At 69.8% G+C, this 21,259-nt stretch carries 16 protein-coding genes; 11 read left to right on the top strand and 5 right to left on the bottom strand.

The genetic code is table 11. The features are described 5' to 3' along the window. The first annotated feature begins 149 nt into the window (after positions 1-149). Genes FBZ89_RS08170 through FBZ89_RS08145 form a run of 6 tightly spaced genes read left to right on the top strand, consistent with a single transcriptional unit; the run spans position 150 to position 6,133 of the window. Complete coding sequence (locus FBZ89_RS08170) at positions 150-902, top strand: FadR/GntR family transcriptional regulator (RefSeq protein WP_211115150.1); 753 nt, start codon at positions 150-152, stop codon at positions 900-902. Further along, positions 899-2,074, top strand: coding sequence for a PLP-dependent transferase (locus FBZ89_RS08165; protein WP_145749522.1), 1,176 nt, complete (start codon positions 899-901; stop codon positions 2,072-2,074). The genes FBZ89_RS08170 and FBZ89_RS08165 overlap by 4 nt, the downstream gene beginning before the upstream one ends. Further along, the gene (locus FBZ89_RS08160; protein ID WP_145749520.1) at positions 2,074-3,351 is read left to right on the top strand and encodes an ABC transporter substrate-binding protein; all 1,278 of its coding nucleotides are present in this window, start codon (positions 2,074-2,076) and stop codon (positions 3,349-3,351) included. Before FBZ89_RS08165 ends, FBZ89_RS08160 begins: the two co-directional genes overlap by 1 nt. Further along, positions 3,348-4,235, top strand: coding sequence for a carbohydrate ABC transporter permease (locus FBZ89_RS08155; RefSeq protein WP_186457253.1), 888 nt, complete (start codon positions 3,348-3,350; stop codon positions 4,233-4,235). Before FBZ89_RS08160 ends, FBZ89_RS08155 begins: the two co-directional genes overlap by 4 nt. Beyond that, positions 4,232-5,059, top strand: a complete 828-nt coding sequence (locus tag FBZ89_RS08150) for a carbohydrate ABC transporter permease (protein ID WP_145749518.1) — start codon at positions 4,232-4,234, stop codon at positions 5,057-5,059. Before FBZ89_RS08155 ends, FBZ89_RS08150 begins: the two co-directional genes overlap by 4 nt. 9 nt (positions 5,060-5,068) lie before the next feature. Continuing rightward, positions 5,069-6,133, top strand: coding sequence for an ABC transporter ATP-binding protein (locus FBZ89_RS08145; protein WP_145749517.1), 1,065 nt, complete (start codon positions 5,069-5,071; stop codon positions 6,131-6,133). 87 nt (positions 6,134-6,220) lie between these two features. Here FBZ89_RS08145 and FBZ89_RS08140 read toward each other — a convergent pair whose 3' ends face one another. From FBZ89_RS08140 to FBZ89_RS08130, 3 genes are all read right to left on the bottom strand, one after another. Then, entirely contained in the window at positions 6,221-7,726 is a 1,506-nt protein-coding gene (locus FBZ89_RS08140) for a S10 family peptidase (RefSeq protein ID WP_145749515.1), read from the bottom strand. A 239-nt stretch (positions 7,727-7,965) separates the two neighbouring features. Beyond that, positions 7,966-8,376 (bottom strand): hypothetical protein, encoded by a 411-nt coding sequence (locus FBZ89_RS08135; protein WP_145749514.1) that lies wholly within the window; start codon positions 8,374-8,376, stop codon positions 7,966-7,968. A 75-nt stretch (positions 8,377-8,451) separates the two neighbouring features. Then, on the bottom strand, positions 8,452-11,088 hold the full coding sequence (locus FBZ89_RS08130; RefSeq protein WP_145749513.1) for a tyrosinase family protein: 2,637 nt from the start codon (positions 11,086-11,088) through the stop codon (positions 8,452-8,454). Between the two features lie 332 nt (positions 11,089-11,420). On the opposite strand from FBZ89_RS08130, the gene FBZ89_RS08125 reads away from it, so the two are divergent. From FBZ89_RS08125 to FBZ89_RS08110, 4 genes are all read left to right on the top strand, one after another. Next, positions 11,421-12,527 (top strand): carbohydrate kinase, encoded by a 1,107-nt coding sequence (locus tag FBZ89_RS08125; RefSeq protein ID WP_145749511.1) that lies wholly within the window; start codon positions 11,421-11,423, stop codon positions 12,525-12,527. Positions 12,528-12,535: 8 nt separating this feature from the next. Next, positions 12,536-13,450 carry a pseudouridine-5'-phosphate glycosidase gene (locus FBZ89_RS08120; RefSeq protein WP_145749508.1) on the top strand — a complete coding sequence of 305 codons (915 nt, stop codon included), beginning with the start codon at positions 12,536-12,538 and terminating at the stop codon, positions 13,448-13,450. A gap of 72 nt (positions 13,451-13,522) precedes the next feature. Next, a complete protein-coding gene (locus FBZ89_RS31885; protein WP_211115149.1) occupies positions 13,523-14,002 on the top strand; it encodes a helix-turn-helix transcriptional regulator in 480 nt (159 codons plus the stop codon). Positions 14,003-14,107: 105 nt separating this feature from the next. Beyond that, positions 14,108-14,656: a DUF4199 domain-containing protein gene (locus FBZ89_RS08110; protein ID WP_145749506.1), complete on the top strand. Its 549-nt coding sequence runs from the start codon at positions 14,108-14,110 to the stop codon at positions 14,654-14,656. On the opposite strand, the gene FBZ89_RS08105 is transcribed toward FBZ89_RS08110, so the two are convergent. Then, positions 14,657-15,364 (bottom strand): cupin domain-containing protein, encoded by a 708-nt coding sequence (locus FBZ89_RS08105; RefSeq protein ID WP_246172087.1) that lies wholly within the window; start codon positions 15,362-15,364, stop codon positions 14,657-14,659. It abuts the gene before it with no gap. 91 nt (positions 15,365-15,455) lie between these two features. Further along, positions 15,456-17,807, bottom strand: coding sequence for a zinc-dependent metalloprotease (locus FBZ89_RS08100; protein WP_145749504.1), 2,352 nt, complete (start codon positions 17,805-17,807; stop codon positions 15,456-15,458). Between the two features lie 353 nt (positions 17,808-18,160). Here FBZ89_RS08100 and FBZ89_RS08095 point away from each other — a divergent pair, with 353 nt between their 5' ends. After that, on the top strand, positions 18,161-21,256 hold the full coding sequence (locus tag FBZ89_RS08095; protein ID WP_145749503.1) for a ligand-binding sensor domain-containing diguanylate cyclase: 3,096 nt from the start codon (positions 18,161-18,163) through the stop codon (positions 21,254-21,256). Positions 21,257-21,259 lie beyond the last annotated feature (3 nt).

The following is a 21,259-nucleotide window of genomic DNA, read 5'->3' as shown; positions in this document are numbered from 1 at the left end:
AGGATATGGGGTTGAGGGGCCCAGGCGTCGAGAGCCGCTTGACAGCCGACACCGCGCGACCAATCATCAGATGTCAGACCAATTTGGGGTGGCGCCGGGACAGCGCTGAAGCCCTGCCATCATACCCCCCCAGGGACATTCGAGGTGCCGTGGTACCGCCGCCCGCATCCCCCCTTCCCGCCAGTGCTGCCTTGCAGCCGCTGCCCAGCGCCGACCGCATCGCGGCGGTCAGCGCCGCCCTGGCGGCCTTCATCGCCGAGGGGGCCTTGCAGCCGGGCGACCGCCTGCCGACGGAGCGGGAGCTGATGGCCCGCCTGGCCGTGGGCCGGTCCACGGTGCGGGAGGTCATCCGCCAGTTCCAGGCGCGGGGCCTGGTGGAGACGCGCAAGGGCAGCGGCACCTACCTGCTGCGGGCCATCACGCCCGGCGCCGTCCATGTCTCGCTGACCATCGACGCCGGGCTGCTGCGCGACCGTCTGTTGCAGACGCTGGAGATCCGCCGGGGCTTGGAGGTCGCGGCCAGCGAGGCCGCCGCCCGCCGCGCCACGCCGGCCGATCTGGCCGTCCTGGAGGAAAAGCTGGTGGCCATGGAGCGCGTGCACCTGGACCAGGGCACCGCCGGGCCGGAGGATTTACAGTTCCACCTGGCGATCTACGACGCCACCCACAACCCGCTGTTCCGCCAGTTGCTGGAGCAGTTCCGCGAGACGTTCGAGCATTTCTTCGAAAAGCCCTTCGACCGCCCGGACTTCGCCCGCCGATCCTTCGCCCTGCACCGGGAATTGTTCGACGCCATCCGCGCCGGCGATACCGAGGCGGCGCGGATGAAGACCCTCGGCATCCTCGCCATCGTCGAAGAAGACATCCAGGCCATGTCCCCCACAACCGGCTCCCCGCTATGACTGACCTTACCGAAGACCCCGTGGCCCTCGCCCAGCGCCTGGTGGCGCATGACGAGATGACCCACGCCTATGAGGCGGTGGTGCCCGGCATCATCCAGACCTCGCTGTTCACCTTCCCCACTTTCCAGGAGATGGCGGACACCTACGCCGGCAAACGCGCGCGCAACGTCTATTCCCGCACCACCAACCCCACGGTGACGGAGTTCGAGCGCAAGATGGCGGCGCTGGAGGGGGCGGAGGACGCCATCGGCTTCCCCAGCGGCATGGCCGCCATCTCCGGCGCCGTGCTGGCGCTGGTGCAGCCGGGCGACCGCATCGTCTGCGTCCGCCATGTCTATCCCGACGCCTACCGCCTGTTCGAAACGCTGCTGAAGAAGTGGGGGGTCGCCACCACCTATGTCGACGGCGCCGACCTGGCCGCCGTCGATGCCGCCCTGCCCGGCGCCCGTCTGCTGTACCTGGAAAGCCCCAACAGCTGGATGATGGAGGCGCACGATGTCGCCGCCCTGGCGGCCCTGGCCAAGAAGCACGGCGCCGTCAGCCTGATCGACAATTCCTGGGCCACCCCGGTCTTCCAGCGGCCGGCCACGCTGGGCGTGGATCTGGTGCTGCACTCCGCCTCCAAATACATCGGCGGGCACAGCGATACGGTGGCGGGCGTCGTGGCCGGGCGGCTGGAGCTGACCGGCCTCATCCGCCGCACCATCTGCCCTTATATCGGCGCCAAGCTGGGACCGTTCGAGGCCTGGCTGCTGCTGCGCGGCCTGCGCACCCTGCCCATCCGCATGAAGGCGCATGAGGCGTCGGCCCTGACCCTGGCGCGGCGGCTGGCGGAGCATGCGGACGTCACGGCGGTGCACCACCCGGCGCTGATGGGGGCCCTGCCGCCGGGCCTGACTGGCACGTCGGGCCTGTTCTCCTTCACCGTCAGGGACACCATCGACATCCCCACCCTGTGCGACGCGTTGGAATTCTTCCACCTGGGCGTCAGCTGGGGCGGGCATGAAAGCCTGGTGGTGCCGGCCCTGGTCACCCATGTCCAGGCCGCCGGCCCCAACTCCGCCCTCGATTTCGGCGTGCCGGCCACCATGGTGCGCCTACATGTCGGGCTGGAGGGGACAGAGGCGCTGTGGGCCGACCTGGACCAGGCGCTGAAGGCGGCGAAACACTGATGCTGAAACGGCTGCTCCTCACCCTGGCGCTCGCGCTGTCCGCGCTTCCCGCCCGCGCCGATGAGTTGCGGCTGGTGGAGGTCTTGAGCAGCCCGGAACGGACGGAGACGCTGAAGCATCTGGTGGCGGGGTTCGAGGCGAAGCACCCCGGCACGCATGTGGAAATCACGTCCCTGGCCTGGGGATCGGCGTTCGAAAAGCTGGCCACCATGGTCGCGGCGGGCGACATCCCCGACGTGGTGGAGATGCCCGACCGCTGGCTGTCCCTCTATGCCGGCAACGGCCAGTTGGAAAGCCTGGAGCCCTATCTGGCACGCTGGCCGGAGACCAAGGGCCTGAACGACCGGGCCCTGACCGTGGCGCGGTCGGTGGCGGACACCGCCTATATGCTGCCCTATGGCTTTTACTTGCGGGCGCTCTACTACAACAAGGCGGTGTTCCGGCAGGCCGGCATCGCCGAGCCGCCCAAGACCCTGGAGGAGTTGCGCGCCGACGCCACCCGCATCAGCCAGTTGCCGGGCAAGTCCGGCTATTGCCTGCGGGGTGGACCGGGCGGCCTGAACGGCTGGGTCATGTTCGGGGCCAGCATCGCCGGTGGCAACGCCTTCTTCCACGACGACGGCACCAGCGCCCTGAACGATCCCGGCTGGGTGGCCGGCACCGGCTGGCTGATCGACCTGTACCAACAGGGCCTGGCGCCCAAGGACAGCGTCAACTGGGGCTTCAACGAGGTGGTGGCCGGCTTCTACACCGGCACCTGCGCCATGGTGGACCAGGACCCGGACGCCCTGATCGCCCTGAAGGCGCGCATGAAGCCGGACGATTTCGGCGTGGCGCCCTGGCCCAAGGGACCCAACGGCAAGGCTTATCCCACCCTGGGCTTCGCCGGCTGGTCCATCTTCAAGCGGGCGGCGCACAAGGATCTGGCCTGGGATCTGGTGGTGGCCCTGAACGACCCGGTCGGCAACCTGGCCTGGAACCAGCAGACGGGCGCCCTGCCCGTCTACACCACCGCCGCGCATGACCCGCTGTACGCCGGCGCCATCTACCAGGGCTGGTTCGCGGAGCTGGCGGACCCGGACGTGGTGCCCACCCTGATGCCCACCTACCTGCCGGGCTTCGCCTATTTCGCCGACAGCCTGGTGGTGCGCAGCAGCCAGCAGGCCCTGCTGGGCCAGATCAGCCCCGCCACCATGAACAAGCAATGGGCCGCCTACCTGACCAAGGCCCGGCGTAAACAAATGTCTTTAAGCCCATCTGGGAGCGTGAAGCCATGAGCCGCGCCCTGGCCCTGAGGCTGGAACCCTATTTCTACACCGCCCCGTCGCTGCTGCTGATCGCCGCCATCATGCTGGTGCCGCTGGTCACCGGCCTGTCCTACGCCTTCCATGACCTGATCCTGCTGGACCCCTTGAGCGGCGATTTCGTCGGCCTGGACCATTTCCGCGAGATGCTGAACGACGACGGCTTCTGGACGGCGCTGCGCAACACGGTGGTGTGGACGGCGGTGTCGGTGGCGCTGCAGTTCGGCTTCGGCCTCATCCTGGCGCTGCTGCTGGACCGGCCTTTCCCCGGGCGGGGGCTGGTGCAGGCCCTGGTCTTCCTGCCCTGGGCGGTGCCGGGCTTCCTCTCCGGCCTCACCTGGGCCTGGCTGTTCAACCCGGTGATCGGCCCCCTGCCACACTGGCTGCACGGCCTGGGCCTGCTGGCCACGCCGGAGAACATCCTGTCCGACCCGCACCTGGCGCTGTGGGGGCCCATCGCCGCCAACGTCTGGTGGGGCATCCCCTTCTTCGCCATCACCCTGCTGGCAGCCTTGCAGTCCATCCCCAAGGACATTTACGAGGCGGCGGCCATGGACGGCGCCGGCCCGCTGCTGCGCTTCCGCCGCGTCACCCTGCCCCTGCTGGCCCCCACCATCGCCATCACCGTCATGCTGCGCACCGTGTGGGTGGCCAATTTCGCCGAGTTGATCGTGGTGATGACCAAGGGCGGGCCGGCCGACGCCACCCAGATCCTGTCCAGCTATATCTTCACCCTGGCCTTCCAGCGCCTGGATTTCGGCTACGCCTCCGCCGTGGCGGCCGTGCTGCTGCTGTTGCTGCTGGCCTATGCCGCCGCCGTCATGGTGCTGCGCCACGTGATGACGGAGCGGGCATGAGCAAGACCTTCACGCGCGCCCTGCACGCCCTGGCGTTGGCGGCCTTCGTCGCCTTCGCCCTGTTCCCCCTGTTCTGGCTGCTGAAGGTGTCGCTGACGCCGGACGATCTGATGTATGGCGAGGGCGTGCGCCTCTGGCCCTCCCGCGTCACGCTGGACCATTACGGGGCCGTCCTGCGCCACACCCAGTTCCCGCTGTTCTTCCGCAACAGCCTGATCGTCTCCGCCGCGACCGGCCTCTTCGCCACCGCCGCCGCCTCGGCCGCCGGCTACGCCTTCTCGCGCTTCCGCTTCCGGGGCAAGGCCTGGGTGGTGGGGGTGATGCTGATCAGCCAGATGTTTCCCCTGGTCATCATCGTGGCGCCCATCTTCCGCCTGTTGTCGCCGCTGGGCCTGACCAACAGCCTGACCGGCCTGGTGGTGGTCTATACCGCCTTCAACACGCCCTTCGCCGCCTTTCTCATGCAGTCCTTTTTCGAGGCCATCCCCAAGGATTTGGAGGAGGCGGCGATGATGGATGGCGCCACCCGTTTCCAGGCCCTGCGGCGGGTCATCCTGCCCCTGACCCTGCCGGGGCTGGCGGCCACCGGCGGCTTCGTCTTCACCGCGGCGTGGAGCGAGCTGCTGTTCAGCCTGATGCTGAACTCCTCAGCCGCCGTCAGCACCTTCCCCGCCGGGCTGCTGGGCTTCGTCTCCAAATTCTCGGTCGATTTCGGGCAGATGATGGCGGCCGGCGTGCTGGCCTTGCTGCCGGTCGGCGCCTTCTTCCTGCTGATCCAACGCTATCTGGTGCAGGGCCTGACGGCCGGCGCCGTGAAAGGCTGACCCCGTCCCATGGCCACCATCACGCTTTCCAACGTCAGCAAGGATTACGGCGGCGGCCCGGTGCTGCGCGGCATCGACCTGGAAATCCGCGAGGGGGAATTCGTGGCCCTGATGGGGCCGTCAGGCTGCGGCAAGTCCACCCTGCTGCGCCTGATCGCCGGGCTGGAGGAGCCGGGTGGCGGCCAGATCCGCATCGACGGCCGGCTGGTGAACGATGTGGCGCCTAAGGACCGGGACCTGGCCATGGTGTTCCAGTCCTACGCCCTCTACCCGCACATGACGGTGCGGGAGAACATGAGCTTCGCGCTGAAGCAGCGCCGCCTGCCGCAGGCTGAGATCACCCGGGCGGTGGAGGGCGCGGCCGCCAAGCTGGGCTTGACCGCCTTGCTGGAGCGCAAGCCCAAGGCCCTGTCGGGCGGCCAGCGGCAGCGCGTGGCCATGGGCCGCGCCATCGTGCGCAATCCCAAAGCCTTCCTGTTCGATGAGCCCCTGTCCAACCTGGACGCCCGCCTGCGCGAGCAGATGCGCTATGAAATCCGCAAGCTGCACCGCGAGCTGGGCGCCACCAGCGTCTATGTCACCCACGACCAGGTGGAGGCCATGACCATGGCCGACCGCATCGTGGCCCTGAACGACGGCGCCATTCAGCAGGTGGGCAGCCCCCAGGACCTTTACGACAACCCCGCCAACCTGTTCGTGGCCGGCTTCCTGGGTTCCCCGCCCATGAATTTCCTGGACGCGACACTGGCGCAGGACGGCGCCCTGGTGGTGGAAGGCCAGACGCTGGCCCGCGTACCCCCACCCGCCGGCCTGGCCTCCGACGCCGCCGTCACCCTGGGCCTGCGGCCGGAACGTCTGGCCCTGACCACGCCCACCAACAGCGTGCCCACCCGCGTCGATATGGTGGAGCCCACCGGCACCGGCCGCGTCGTCCATCTGGCCTTGGGTGCCCAGCGGCTGAAGCTGTTCACCATGGACACACGGCCGCTGGCGCCGGGTGAAACCGTGGGCCTAAGCGTGCCGCCCGGCGCACCGCTGCTGTTCGATCCCGGAAGCGGCACACGCGTCGCATAATAGTAGACGCGTAATATAAAGAAAGCCGGCCGGGAGCGTGTCCCGGCCGGCCGTCAACTTACCTCAGTCCGCCCGAACGGGCCCGCCTTACTTGGCGTCGTACATCGCCATCACGTCCTTGCGGAAGGCGGCACCGCTGTCCGGACGGGCGTAGAACATGTGGCCGCCGGGGTACATACGCAGCTTCACCCGCTCCGCCACGCCATAGGTCGGCATCTGGTCGATCAGCATGCGCGAGCCGAAGTAGGGGCAGGACAGGTCATTCCAGCCATGGACGATGGTCACCGCCATCTTGGGGTCGTTGGCGATGGCCTTGCGCAGGTCGGTGACGGGGTTGTCGGTGTCGTCCCGGTCCCACAGCTTGTTGACCTCATACGACAGGGCGTTGTAGCGCGCCTCCACCTTCCAGCCGACCTGGTTGGTGACGAAGTCGGCCATGGCGGAGGTGGTGGGGGCGATCAGGCCGTCCAGCAGCGGGTCGTTGTAGCGGGCGTCGGCGCTGGAAGGGAACGGGTCGTAGGCGGTGACGTTGCTGTCGTAGACCGAGCCCACCTTGCCGTCGGCGCGGTGGATTTCCCGCAGGTAGGTGCCGATGTCCACCCGGCCGTTCATGCGGCGCACCAGCTTGGGGTCCAGGCCGGTCAGGTCCGCCACCTTGGCGGACAGGCGGTCGGTGGCGGCCTTGTCGCGCGGGCCGGCCATCAGGTCCTGCATGAACTCGGTGCGGTCGTACTTCTCGACCGGGCCCATGGTGGTCTCGTTCAGGGGCTTGCCCTGGCGCTCGAAATTGCCGGCGGCCATGGCCGTCAGGTTGATCATCCACGGCAGGGGCGACAGGGCATCGGCCTCACCGATGGCGGGCGGATCCAGGTAGGGCGACACCAGGGTCATGCCCGACACGCCCACGCCGATGCGGCTTTGCAGGTAATAGGCCAGGCGCGGCAGGCGGTAGCCGCCGTAGCTTTCACCTACCAGGTACTTCTTGCTGGTCAGGCGGTTGTTGGTCAGCAGCCAGTCATAGATGATGCGGCTGAGGTAATGGATGTCGGAATCGGCCGTATAGAAGGCCTTCTTGGTCTGTTCCTCATCCACCTTGGTGCGGGAGAAGCCGGTGCCGATGGGGTCGATGAAGACCAGGTCGGTGAAGTCCAGCCAGCTGTTGGCGTTGTCCTTCAGGACGGCCGGGTCGGACGGGCTGTCGCCGGCCTTGCCGAAGGCCACCTGCTTCGGCCCGATGGCGCCCAGGTTCAGATAGACGGAGGACGCGCCAGGGCCGCCGTTGAAGGCGAAGGTCACCGGCCGCGCGGCGGCGCTGGATCCGGCGACGGTGTAGGCGGTGTACACCACCTCGCCGATGGTCTTGCCCTTCTCATCCTTCACCGGCAGGGAGCCGACGGTGGCCGTGTACTCGACGCGCTTGCCGGCGATGGTGGCCGTCTGCTTGACCGACTTCGGGGCCGGGAACGGCGCCAACTCGCCGTCATCCTTCGGCGCTTCCTTGCCCGGCTTGTCGGCGGGCTTGTCAGCGGCATAGGTGGGCGCGCCCATGGCCATCAACAGGGCGAAGCACGAGACGAAAGTGGTGATGCGCATGAAGGATGGTCCCCCTGATCGGTCGGCATCTTTGTGCCTGATGGCATTCTTAGATCATGGCCGCCGCCGCCGCCGCAAGCCCGGGCGCCCTGCTGCGGCATCAGGGGACCATTTGGGCCGGACCTGGGGTTGATGAATGGCCCCAAGGGCCCCCGCAGCGCAACCAGCGGGGCCCCATCCCGCCGGCAATCGGGATACCGTATCCACAAACCGGTCCCGTGAGTCGCGGTCGCCCGGCGTCAGAAACCGCGCGGATAGGGCACGGTGCGCAGCCAGTCGCGGATGGTCGCCAATTCATCGGCGGTGGCATGGCGCCGCGCCGTGGCGGGGCTCAGCACCGGCATGCGGGCCGGCGTCTTGCCATCGGCACTGGGCGACAGCATGCGCACCAGCGCGCACTTCTGGGTGATGTCGGCGTCGCTCATGGTGGCATAGGGCAGATCGGGGATCAGCGGCGTGTCGCTGCTGGCCTGCCCGCCGCCATAGGGGTTGGCGATGGAGGTCAGCAGTTCCCGCTCACTTTCCCAGCTGTAGCGGCCCTGGGCGTCGTGACGGCCGTAGATCTCATAGCGCGCCTGGATGTCGTCCTGCGAGGCGGTGATGGTGAACAGGATGGTCTGCACGTCGTCGAAGGTCGGTGGAGTGGCCATGGGGTCTTTCCTTGTCTGGACCGGACGGCGGCGCCTGCGGGCCGCGCGCCGTCCGGGGGAATGGGATGATGGGGATCAGCCGGCGGCCAGCGCCAGCATGCGCCGCGCGGTCTTCAGCGCCGCCTGTTCCGCCGGCGACGCGGCCGACAGGGTGTCCAGCAGATGGGCCAGGCGGGCGCGCTGGTCCGGCGGCAGGTCGCGGCCATGGTCCTGGACATAGGCGCCCACGGCGGCGATGGCTTGGGCCTTCAGTTCCGCCGGGGCGGTCCGGTCCCGGTCCAGGCCGCCCACCACGCCCTCAAAGGCCGCCTCGTCCATGTGGCGCAGGCTGTTCACGGCCGCCGCGCGAGCGTCGACCGTGGCCTTGGCGTCCGCCGCCAGACCCTTGACCAGGTTGATGTCTTTCCCGTCGCCGCTGTGGGCCAGCACGGTGGCGGCCAGCGCCTTGGTCTTCCACCAATCGATGCCCACGCTGGTGGGGGTGGTGGCACTCGCCTTCAGAAGGCGGCGCATGGTGTCCAGCGTCACGGCCTTGTTGAAGGGTGTGGCGCAGCTGGCGGCGGCCCGGCCATGCACATGGCGGCTGTTGGCCGCCGGCACCGCCTCGAACAGGTTGGTGGAGGCGACGAAGGCCGTCGCGTCCTGCGGGAAGATGCGCACCGTGTCGGTCGGCTTCGCCAGGAAGCGCCGCAGCTCCACCGTCAGGCCACCCACGACGCACGAGTTGTTGTCGGGCACGCCGTTGCGGGCGGCGGCGTACAGGCCCTTGTCCAGCACGGACACCGCTTTCGGCGCGGGCGCCGCTGCCGTTTCCGTCGGCGTGTCCACCGGTCGGTTGGCGAACATCTCCATGGCGCGCACCCGTTCCACCGCGTGGGCCAGCGTCGGATGCTTGGCGTCGCCCTCAACCTTGTAGGCCGTCTCCACCGCGGTGGCCGTGTCGACGCGGGCCAGGATGTCCAGGGCGGCGGCGCGCACCTCCGCATCCTCCCCCGTCGTCAGCGCCACCGCCTGGATGGCGGACTTGGCGGTGGCGTCGGACGCCGCCGCCAGATCCACCTGCGCCGCCTGGTCCACCCGGTCGGCCACCGGGCGGTCCTTGGCCAGGAAGGCGGCCAGGGCCGTGGCGGTCGAGGGCGCGTCGCCCTGGAAAGGCAGGCTCTGCTGCTTGGGCGACCACGGCAGGTTGTCATAGCCGACGCCGGCGTCGGTGTCGGGCGTGACATAGCCGGCATAGTCGATCAGCTCACCCGGCGTGGGCCTGGCCGGCGCCTGTGGCCACAGGCCCGGAACGCCGGAGGGCGCGAAGGGGCCGCCCACCGTCTGCGGCGGCCGGCGGGCGCTGAAGGTTTCCACCGGCTTGGGCTGGATCTCCTCATTCCACGGCCACATGGTGTCACGCAGATGATGGCCCAGCGGGTTGGTCTTGTTGCTGGGCTTGCCGTCGGCATAGGCGTCGTTGGGCCAGTACTGCGCGGGGTCGGCGCCGTCGGAGCGGAAGCGGTCGTAATGCTGCTGCCAAGCCGCCCACAGCCAGTCGAAATAGGTGTGGAAGGGCCAGAACATGGGATCGCTGGGCGAGATCATGCAGTTGGACATCCACACGCCGGACCAGCCGTGGCCGATGTTGTGCGGATTGGCCTCCACCGAGCCGGCTATGAAGGCATAGTTGGACTTCAGCCCCGCCTTGGATGTGTCCAGCAGCATGCCGGGCGTGTTGAACAGCTTGATGTTGTTGCGATCCTGCCGCCAGCGCATCAGCGGCCCGCGCCCTGGCATGTTCCAGCCGTACAGCGGGTTGCCGGCGTCGAAACGGATCAGCTCCGTCGCCATGAAGTCGGGGTCGCCGGCCACCGTGTTGGCGCCGGTGAAATCGGCGTGGAACACCGTCGCCCCATCCTTGCCTGGCGAGTAGTACATGGGCCAGTAGGGCAGCGTGACCGAGGGATCGACCTTCTGCAGCGCCCGCTCCAGCTCCAGCAGGAAGGCGCGGTGCCAGGCGACGAAGGCCGCCGCCTTATGCTCCTGGTCCGGGTACCCGATGTCCGTCGGCTCCGCGAAGCCACGGGCGCCGATGTCATGCATGTCGACCAGGAAAGTGTAGGTGTCGCGCCAGCGCGGATCGGGCGACTTCTGGAAGCGCAGCGCCGCCAGGGCCCAGAGGAAACGGCTGCGCTCCTCGGCGCTCAGCGTCTCCTCATCGCGGCGCACGCGGACCATGATCTGGGTACGGCCCACCTCCGGCCCGGTGGCCGCGCCCTGGTGGGCGACGATGGGTGTATCCTTGTCATCGCGGCTGAAGTGCGGAAAGTCGCCGGCCACGATGATGGGCTGGGGCGTGCCGTCGGCCTTCAGCGTCAGGGTGATCTGGTCCTTGGCGCCGCCGCCCTCCACGGCCTTCTTATAGTCGTCCGCCGTCAGGGCGAAATTGACATGGCCCTTGCCTTCGACGGGGGCGGCGCCGTTGGTCAGCACCACGGTGACGGTGGCGCCCGGCGGCAGGGTGCCGGGGCGGACGCGCACCAGCGTCGGGCTGGGCGCCCAGGTGACATAGTCGAAGTGCGTGCCCGTCCGGGCATCGCCATGGACCAGGATTTCCACCTGCGCGCCGGCGGCATCGGCCGCCGTCTGGGCATGGGCCCCCGCCGCCAACCCCACGCCCAACCCCACGGCCAGCGCCACGGCGGCGCACATGCTCACCCGCCGGGCCATCACCCTCACCGCTCTCCGCATCCCCATGCCCATCCCCCATCGGCATTCTGGCTGAACACCCGCCATGAACGCATTAATTACTGACATGACAACCTGGAGTATGGGCGTAACGGGGTGGGCACGCCAAGAGCCTATTCGGGCACGGGTAGTGATTAGATGGTCATACAACCGACGTGCGTACGCACCGGCGCCGAGGCCCTGAATCCCATCGCGGTCATCCTGCAAACAGGACCAACGGGCGCAGCGGAATGTGACAATCGGCCCCGACAAACATATGTTCCTTTCTAGAACATATGTTTATAACGTTTCCAGACTCCGTAGCCAGGCAGCCCATGACCGACCTCAGCGACCAGGAACGCGCGGTATTGGCCGCCATCGAGGCCAACCCCTTCGTCAGCCAGCAGGACATGGCCGACGCCCTGGGCCTGGCCCGTTCCACGGTCGCCGCCCACGTGGTCAGCCTGACGCAGAAGGGCCGGCTGCTGGGCCGGGGCTACATTCTGCCGGCGGGGCGCCGCGTGGTCTGCCTGGGCGGCGCGGTGCTGGACCGCAAGTACCAGGCGCTGGCCCCCCTGGTCCCGGCCACCTCCAACCCCGTGACCGGCATGCGCAGCCCCGGTGGCGTCGCCCGCAACGTGGCGGAGAACCTGGCGCGCCTGGCGGTGCCCACCGCCCTGATCTCCCTGGTGGGGGAGGATGAGGCCGGCCGCGAAATCCTGAACCACCTGCGGACCCTGGGCGTGGACATCAGCCAGGCAGCGACCACGGCGGCGGCACCCACCGCCGAATACGCCGCCATCCTGGGCCCGGATGGCGACCTGGCGGTGGCGGCCGCCGACATGCGCATCTTCGACCTGTTCACCCCCGCCCTGCTGGACCGCGCCTGGCCGCACCTGGCGGCGGCCAGTTGGGTCTTCGCCGATTGCAACCTGCCGGCGGAAACGGTGGCGGCCCTGGTCACGCGGCGGCGGAGCGCCCGCTTCCACCTGGCAATCGACGCCGTCTCCATCCCCAAGCTGGCGCGCCTGCCCCCGGATCTGGCCGGCATCGACCTGCTGTTCATGAATTTGGATGAGGCCAACGCCCTGCTGGGCACCCGCCATGCCGGGCTGGAGGGCGCCCAGGCGGCCGCCCAAGGCCTGCGGGCCCGCGGGGCGGCCGGCGCCGTCGTCACCCTGGGCGCCCAGGGCACGGCCATCGCCGGCGACGGCACCGCCGCCACCTTCGCGGCCATACCCGCCCAGCCCGTGGACACCACCGGTGCCGGCGACGCCATGATCGCCGGCACCCTGCACCGCCTGGTGGCCGGCGACGGCCTGCTGGCCGCCGCCAGGGCGGGCGCCTTGGTGGGGGCGCTGACCACCGAAAGCAAGGCCAGCGTCCATCCCGGCCTGTCTCCGCAATTGCTGGCCGCCAACCTGCACCGTCTGACGATTTGAGGTCCCCGATGTCTCTTCTGAAGCCCGTCCTCGGCCCCGAGGTTGCCGACGCGCTCGCCACCGGCCGGCCGGTGGTGGCGCTGGAATCCACCATCATCACCCACGGCATGCCCTACCCGGCCAACCTGGGCACAGCGCTGGCGGTGGAAGATGTGGTGCGGGCCAACGGCGCCGTGCCCGCCACCATCGCGGTGGTGCGGGGCGTGGCGCGCGCGGGCCTGACGGGGGCGGAGCTTGAGGACCTGGCCCAGGCCAAGGGCGTGGTGAAGGCATCCAGCCGCGACCTGGCGGCCGTCATGGTACGTAAGGGCAGTGCCGGCACCACCGTGTCCGCCACCATGCGCATCGCCGACCTGGCCGGCATCCCCCTGTTCGCCACCGGCGGCGTGGGCGGCGTGCACCGGGGGGCGGAGGCGACCTTCGACATCTCCGCCGACCTGACGGAGCTGGGCCGCACCCCCACCACCGTGGTCTGCGCCGGGGTGAAGTCCATCCTGGACATCCCCAAGACGCTGGAGTTCCTGGAGACCCAGCGCGTGCCCGTCATCGCCCACGGCAGCGACGACTTCCCCGCCTTCTTCACCCGCAGCAGCGGCCACAAGGCCGACCATCGCCTGGACAGTGCCGAGGAGATCGCCGCCGCCATACGGCTGCACCGCGATCTGGGCTGCGGCACCGGCATCATGATCGCCAACCCCATCCCCGAGGCCGACGCCCTGGATCCCGCCTTTATCGACGGCACCATCACGGACGCGGTGGCGGAGGCGGAATCCCGGGGCATCAGCCGCAAGGACCTGACACCCTTCCTGCTGGCCCGCATCAACGAGCTGTCGGGCGGCCGCAGCCTGACGGCCAACATCGCCCTGGTGAAAAACAACGCCGCCCTGGCCGCCCGCATCGCGGTGGCCTACGCCGCCGGCTGAGGCCACCTTGACAGACGGCTGGCCCCCGGCGGACCTTTATGGCGAACGGTCCGTCCAGCCTGAAGGAAAGCCATGCGCCGTCCGGTGTTGCCGCAGCGATTGCGGGCGGCGCTCCAGCGCCGGGGGGACTGGCTGCCGGCCGTGCGGCGCGTGGCGCTCTACGGCCTGATGCTGGCCGTGGGCACGATGGCGCTGCAATGGCTGGATTATCAGCGCCTGGCCCGCGCCCATTCCGACGACATCTATATCTTTCTGATCGCGGCGGGCTTCCTGGCCCTGGGTGTGGCGGTGGGTGTTCGGCTCATGCGCCCCGCCCCGCCGCTGCCGGCCGAGGGCAATGTCCAGGCCCAAGCCGGCCTGGGCATCAGCGCCCGCGAACTGACAGTGCTGCGCGAACTGGCGGCCGGACGCTCCAACAAGGAGATCGCCCTGGTGCTGGATATCTCCCCCAACACGGTCAAGACGCACCTGGCCCGGCTGTTCGAGAAGCTGGGCGCCCAGCGTCGCGCCGATGCCGTCAACCGCGCCCGGGAATTGGGTCTGGTGCCCTGAATTATGGGTGATTCCGCCGAAATCACCCGTTCGGGCGATTGCCCGCGACCTGATTTGCGGGCCAGTGAGGGGCACGGATCACACGGGAACCAAAGGGGCGTTCGCATGCTGCGCAAAATCCTGACCTACGGCCTGGCCGCCGGCCTCATCTCCGGCCTGGCCATGGGGGTGCTGACCACGGTGCCGCACGGCCACCTGCCCATGGCCGTGGAGATGGCCCTCGGCTACGCCACCATGCTGGTGGCGCTCAGCACCATCTTCCTGGCGGTGAAGCGCCATCGCGACACCGCCTTGGGCGGCGTCATCCGTTTCTGGCCCGCCTTGTTCCTGGGCCTGGGCATCAGCATCGTCGGCGGGGTGATCTACGCCCTGGCGTGGGAGGTGACGCAGGCCCTGAACCACATGGACTATGTCAACGACTACGCCCAGGCCATGATCAGCCAGGAGAAGGCCAAGGGCGCCTCGGACGAGGCCCTGGCCGCCCTGACGGCGGAGATGGACAAGATGAGGGCGAAGTACGCCAACCCCTTCTACCGCCTGTCCTTGACCTTCAATGAGATCTTCCCCGTGGGCGTGCTAGTGTCGCTGGTCTCCGCCGGCCTGCTGCGCAACAGCCGCTTCTGGCCCGCCCGGCGCGCGCCCGTCCTAGCCTGATCAGAAGGCGCAGACATCCGGGTGCAGCAGCGGCCCGGCCTTCAGCCAGACGCGAGCGCCCTGCCCGCCGGTATGGACCACCAGGTCCCGGCCGGCGGGCAGGCGCAGCCAGGACTGGGGGTGGAACGCCTCGCCCTTTTCGATAAAGCCGCCGGCCACGACCAGCAGTTCCAGCCCCTGCGGATTGGCCACACGCACCTCGGCATCCGGCCGCCAGTCTTCCAACCGCACCTCCTCACGCCCCCCGGCCTCACGCCCCCCAGCCTCATACCCATCGGCGAACAGACTCAGGGCGCGCTCAACGCCGGGGCGGGTGGGCCGCGCCTCCCCCTCGCCGGGTTGGAGGACGACGCGGGCCTGGTCATCGGCCCGGAACTGCCACAGCTTCACGAAGATGACGCAGCCGGGCGCGGAGCCCGGGGCGTGGCCGCTGCCAGGCGGATTGCGGACATAGGTGCCGGCGGGGAAATCACCCGTCTCATCCTGGAACACGCCGTCCAGCACCAGGAACTCCTCCCCGCCCGGATGGCCGTGGGTGGGGAAGCGGCTGCCGGCGGCATAGCGGACGATGGAGGTGGCGCGCGCCTTCTCATCCCCGATGCGCGACAGCATGCGGCGGTCCACACCCGGCGACGGGCTGGGCACCCAAACCATGCCGCCGGCATGCACCGCCGTGCGCACGGTCAGATCGTCGTTCAGCCGCATCATGGCGTTTCGCTCTCCCGAAAAAGCCGGGCCACACAGGCCCACCCGTCATATGGGTGGGCGGAGCCTCCCGACAAAGCCTGGTCCGGAAACCTCAGGGCAGGTCCATCCAATCGCTCTCCCCGCCGATGGGGTCGCCCGGCGGCACCTCCACCGAGCGCGGACGGTCGGCCAGCAGCTTGTCCGCCTGCTGCGGGTCCAGCAGCTGGCGCGACAGGCTGAGGGCCCAGGCGCGCTCCTCCGCATCGCCCCGGCCCTTGGCCAGGCCCTCCGCCACCTCATGCACCCGCTGGTCCAGCAGGGCCGCCACCTCCGGCGTGGTGCCAGGCCGGCGGGCCACCTGGGCCATGGTGACGATGGCGCGATAGGCGACGCGGCGGCTGACGGCGTCGCTCTTGTCCGGCAGGACGGTGGACACCAGCCGCTCCAGCACCTCATTCACCCCCAGGGCCTGCGGGTCGGCGGCGCGCTGTGCCGCCAGCCGGGCGAGACGCGTGGGCGCCAGCAGGGTGTTGAGGGTGATGGAGGCCGCGACATCCGCCGCCACCAGCGGGTCGAACACCGGTCCGCCGGCGGTGGCGAACAGCTCGATATCGAACTGGCGGTTGTCGCTGCCGTTGCGCGCGGCGGACAGCAGGGGCAACAGGCCGGCCGGCACGCGCAGCTGGTCGGCCGACAGGGTGGAGAGCAAGGCCGACAGGGCGGCGCGCTGGGTGTCGGCCGCCATGGGCACCGACGCCTCCCGTCCGTCGCCCTTCACCGCATAGGCGAAGGTGACGCCGCCCACCGACTTGGCGGCGGCGTTCACCTGGTAACGGTGCAGCAGCCAGATGGGCACGAAGCGGCGGCGCAGTTCGGCCACCGCCTCACCCGGCGCCAGGGCCCTCAGGCCGAACTGTTCGATGGCGGCGCGACGTACGGCCATCAGGCGGGTCAGCTCCGCCACCGGATCGGCACCGTCATCCCACAGGCCGCCCCAAGGCTGGGCTGTATCCGGCCGGCGGGCGTTGTCGTCCTGAACATAGCGCAGGCCGGCGGCCACCGCCGCCGAGGCCTTGGCGTCAGCCGCCGCCTGGTCGTCCTGGCTGGAGGGCGCGGCACCGTACAGCCAGTCCACCGTCGCCCTATCCCAGGCGCCCACGCCGGTGCCATAGGCGTCCGACAGGTCAGGATGGCCATCGGCCAAGCCGATGCGCGGGGCGGGATAATCCATGACGGAGGCGCGGCCCTGCGTGCTGGCGGCGAAATTGTGGGCGAAGCCCAGGGCGTGGCCCACCTCGTGCGCGCCCAGCTGGCGCAGGCGGGCCAGCGCCACCTGGACCGGATCGTTGGGCCCGCCGGTCCCCACCTTGTCCGCCCCCACCAGGCCTTCGAAGATCAGGATGTCCTGCCGCACCCGTTCGGAACCTAAGACCACCATGCCCTTCACGATCTCACCCGTGCGCGGGTCCACGATCTCCTGCCCGTAGGACCAGCCGCGGGTGGCGCGGTCCACCCAGTTGACGATGTTGTAGCGCACGTCCATGGGGTCCACCCCCTCGGGCAGCGGCTCCGCCCGGAAGGCGTCGATATAGCCGGCGGCCTCAAAGGCCTGGGCCCACCAGTTGATGCCCTCCAGCAGGGCGGTGCGCATCGGCTCCGGCACCGTGCGGTCCAGGTAGAAGACGATGGGTTTCTTGACGCGGGAGCGAGCGGCGGCCGGGTCCACCTTTTCCAGGCGGAAGCGGTTGGCCACGTCGTGCACCACGTCCTGGCCCAGGGGCCGGCCGTAATCCACCGCCTGGGTCGAGAAGCCGCCCATGCGCGGGTCGAAGGCGCGCGGGGTGAAGCCGGGGCCCGGCAGGCGCACGAAGCTGTGATGGACGGTGAAGCTGACCTGGCGGGCGTCCGGCGCGATGTTCTCCACCTCCGCCCCCGGATGGTCGGAGGTGTAGGTCTGGACGGCGTCGACCTCCAGGTTGTCGGGAAACAGCTTGAGCGAGGTGGGATCGGCGGCGCTGAGGCCCCCGTCCAGCCTGAAGCCCTTGCCCGCCCCCTGCGGCGCGCCACCGGTGCCGATGGCGTCACCCTCCTGCCCCAGCGACTTGGCGATGCCCAGCATGTCGGCGGTCAGGAACTTGGCGATGTCCACCGCCACCCGCCCGTCGGGCAAAGGCATGGCGTCGCCCATCCAGACGATGGAGGTAGCGAAGTCGGCGCTGGGGCCGGACGCCGTGGGGTTGCGAAAGCGAGGGTTTTCGAACTGGATAGCGACCTTGGCGCCCAGCAGGCGGAAGGCCAGCACCTGCGTCTGCCCGATGCGCCCCCGATCCAGGAAGGTCGGGGCGGAGCCCAGGCCGGTGCGCAATGCCGGCGTGTAGAGATAGCGGGCCAGGACACCATCGGCGCCCGGCGCGGGCAGGGTCAGGAAAATCTTACCCTGGGCCTTGTCGACCCGGACCGGCATGAGGCCATCCTGGAGGGGAAGTCCCTGCAGGGCCGCGGCCGGCCCCGGGGGCGCACCGGCGGGCGCACCGGCGGGCGCCGCCGCCAAGGCGACGGGTGCCGTGGAAAAGACCAACGCGGCGGCCCACACGGCCAACGATGACGTGCGCAACGGATATCCCCCATGGTGCCCTGTTTGGACGCACGATGTGCCGAAATGCCGCCGGCACACAAGGCCCGCTGAATTAGTCCCTTGAAAAACCTTTCAATACCCGACTGACATCCATTATCCCTGACCAGAAGATAGCGTGTTGGTAGCGACACACCGGTGCTAAGACACGTCATACCTGTTATGGTTCCTATGTCGAACGGGCGATGGGCGGCAGCATCTTGAGCGTGAAGCGGGTAAGCGGGTTGGTCCTTGGCGGATTGCGGCTGTGCCGTGTCGCCTTCCTGCTGGGACTTGTCGCCCTGCCCTCGCTGGTTCGCGCCGCGCCGGCGGACCGCTGGTCCGGCCTGGCGGAAACGGTGTTTCAGAATTACGGCCGGGACCAGGGCCTGCCCCATCCCGTGCCGACCGCCCTGGCGCAGGACCATGACGGCTTCCTCTGGGTGGGAACCCAGGGCGGCCTCGCCCGCTGGGACGGGTACCGCTTCAAAAGCTACATGGCCAGCCAGGACGTGCCGGGCAGCCTGCCCAGCGACTTCATCAAAAGCCTGTTCATCGACCCCAAGGGACGGCTGTGGGTGGGCGCCAACAGCCTGGCACTCTATGACGCCACCGCCGACCGGTTCGAGACCATACCCCTGGGCACCATCAACGGGCGGCCGGACATCGGAACCATCACCGACGACGGCGCCGGCGGATTGTGGATCGGCACCGACGACGGCCTGCGCCACCTGGACATCGACAGCCGTGCCGTGACCGTGCTGCGCGCCGGCACGCCCGAGGCGAGCGGTCTGCCCGGCGGCCGGGTGCAGGCGGTCCTGCACGACGGCGCCGGCGGCCTGTGGGTGGGCACGGCGCAGGGCCTGGCCTACCGCAAGCCCGGCGACACCGGCTTCACGGCCGTGCCGCTGGGCGAGACCGCGCAAACCAACGTCTCGGTCCTGTTCCAGGACGGCGAGGGCCGCATCTGGGTCGGCACCATCCGGTATGGCCTGTACGTCGTGGACCGGCCTGGCGCCGCCCCCCGGGCGGTCAATCCCGGCGCCACCGACCTGACGGGCTGGATCTCCGCCATTTGCGCCTCGGGCCCGCATGAAATCTGGGTGGGCTTGCGCAACCGCAGCATCATCGCCGTCGACACCCGGTCCGGCGCCATGCGCCCCATACGTCATGACCGGGCCCAGCCCGCCAGCCTGGCCCACGACGACATCTGGGCCCTGCTGCGCGACAGCGCCGGTTCGATCTGGGTGGGGGGTACCGGCGGCCTCAGCTATCACCCCCACGATGCCGGCCTGGTCGCCACCGTCTTCGGCGGCAGCCGGCGGGAAGGCTTGAGCGCCAGCGACGTGTTTGCCCTCCTGTCCGCGCGGGATGGCCGGGCCTGGCTGGGCTATTTCGACGGCGGTATCGATGTCGTCGATCCAATGGGGGGCCGGGTGGCGGCGCTGCGCCCCGATCCCAACCGGCCGGAAGATGCCCTGCCGCCGGACATCGTCTTCTCCCTGGCGCAGGATGAGGCGGGTCGCGTCTACATCGCCACGCGGCGGGGCCTGTACCGCGCCGACCCCGCCGCCAGCGCCGTGCGTCGCGTCACCCTGCCCGGCGGCCGCGACCCGGCCGCCCCCACCATGTCGCTCATCGTCCGCGACGGCATGTTGTGGGTGGGCGGGGAAGAGGACGGTCTGCGCGGCTACACGCTGGACGGTCCCGGCGGCACGCCCGGCCGGCTGGTGTTCGGCGCCACCCCGGCCGACCAGGCCCAGCTGTCCGACCGCACCATCCGCGCCCTGCTGGCCGGCGCCGGGCATGAGCTGTGGGTCGGCACGCGCAATGGCCTGAACCACATCGACATCGCCACCGGCGCCGTGGAACGCATCCCCCCGGCCCACGGCGATCCCCAGGGCCTGCCGGACCCCTATGTCAGCAGTCTGCTGGTGGACCGACAGGGGCGCCTCTGGGTCGGCACCTTCGGCGGCGGCCTGGCGCTGATGACCGGCCGCGACGCTGGTGGCAAGCCACGCTTCCGCCACTTCGGCCTGGCCCAGGGCATGCCCCACGCCAATGTCTGCAGCCTGGCGATGGACGGCGACGGCGTCATCTGGGCCGGCACCGACGACGGGCTGGCCCGCATCGATCCCGACACGCTGGAGGTGCGGGCGGTGCGCCGCGCCGACGGTTCCGCCCTGGTCGACTATTTCGTGGGTGCCAGCGCCGCCACCCCGGCGGGGGAGGCGCTGTTCGGGTCCAAGGGCGGCATGACCGTGGTGCGCCCGGGCACCCTACCCGCCTGGCGCTTTCCCGCCCCGGTGGTCATCACCGACCTGCGGGTGGGCGGCCATCCCGTGCCCGTGGCCCGGGTGCGCGCGTCCGGCCCCCTGGTGCTGACGCCCGAGACCAACAGCCTGGCGGTGGAATTCGCCGCCTTGGACTACACCGCCCCCGGCCGCAACCGCTACGCCTACCGGCTGGAGGGGTACGACGCCGATTGGATCGAGGCGGATGTGAACCGGCGCCTGGCCGTCTATACCAACCTGCCGCCGGGCGATTACACCTTGCGCCTGCGGGGCAGCAACCGCGACGGCATGTGGACGGAGCGGGACCTGACCCTGCCCCTGCGCGTGATGCCGGCCTGGTACCAGCGCCTGTGGCTGCATCTGCTGGCTGGGGCGCTGGCGGTGGTGGCGGTGACGCTGCTGGTGCGCTGGCGCACCAGCTATCTGCGGCGGCGGCAGGCGGAACTGGAAAACCAGATCGCCGACCGTACCGCCGACCTGCGCGCCGCCAATGATCGCCTGACCCACCTGGCCACCACCGACCCGCTGACCGGCTGCGCCAACCGCCATCATTTCATGGAGCGGGCGCGCGACATGATCGCGCTGGCCAGCCGTCACGGCACCCCCCTGGCCCTGGCCATCCTGGATCTAGACGAGTTCAAGCGCGTGAACGACACCCACGGCCACCCCGGCGGCGACGCCGTGCTGGCCCTCACCGGGCGCGTCCTGGCCAGCCATGTGCGCTCCACCGACCTGGTGGGCCGCATCGGCGGGGAGGAGTTCGCGCTGCTGATGCCCCACACCGCCGCCCACGGCGCCCGCCTGCTGGCCGACCGCCTGCGGCAGGCCATCAGCGACGAATGCGTGGCGATCGACGGCGTCCAAATTCGCGTCACCGCCAGCCTGGGCCTGGCCGAACGGCGCAACGGCGAGGATCTGGACGCCCTCTACGCCCACGCCGACGCCGCCCTCTACCGCGCCAAGCAATCCGGCCGCAACCGGGTGGAGATGACGCGCTCGGCGGAGTGAGGG

Source organism: Nitrospirillum amazonense (genome assembly GCF_007828045.1).
GTDB lineage: Bacteria > Pseudomonadota > Alphaproteobacteria > Azospirillales > Azospirillaceae > Nitrospirillum > Nitrospirillum amazonense_C.
This window is presented reverse-complemented; position numbering and strand designations above follow the sequence as displayed.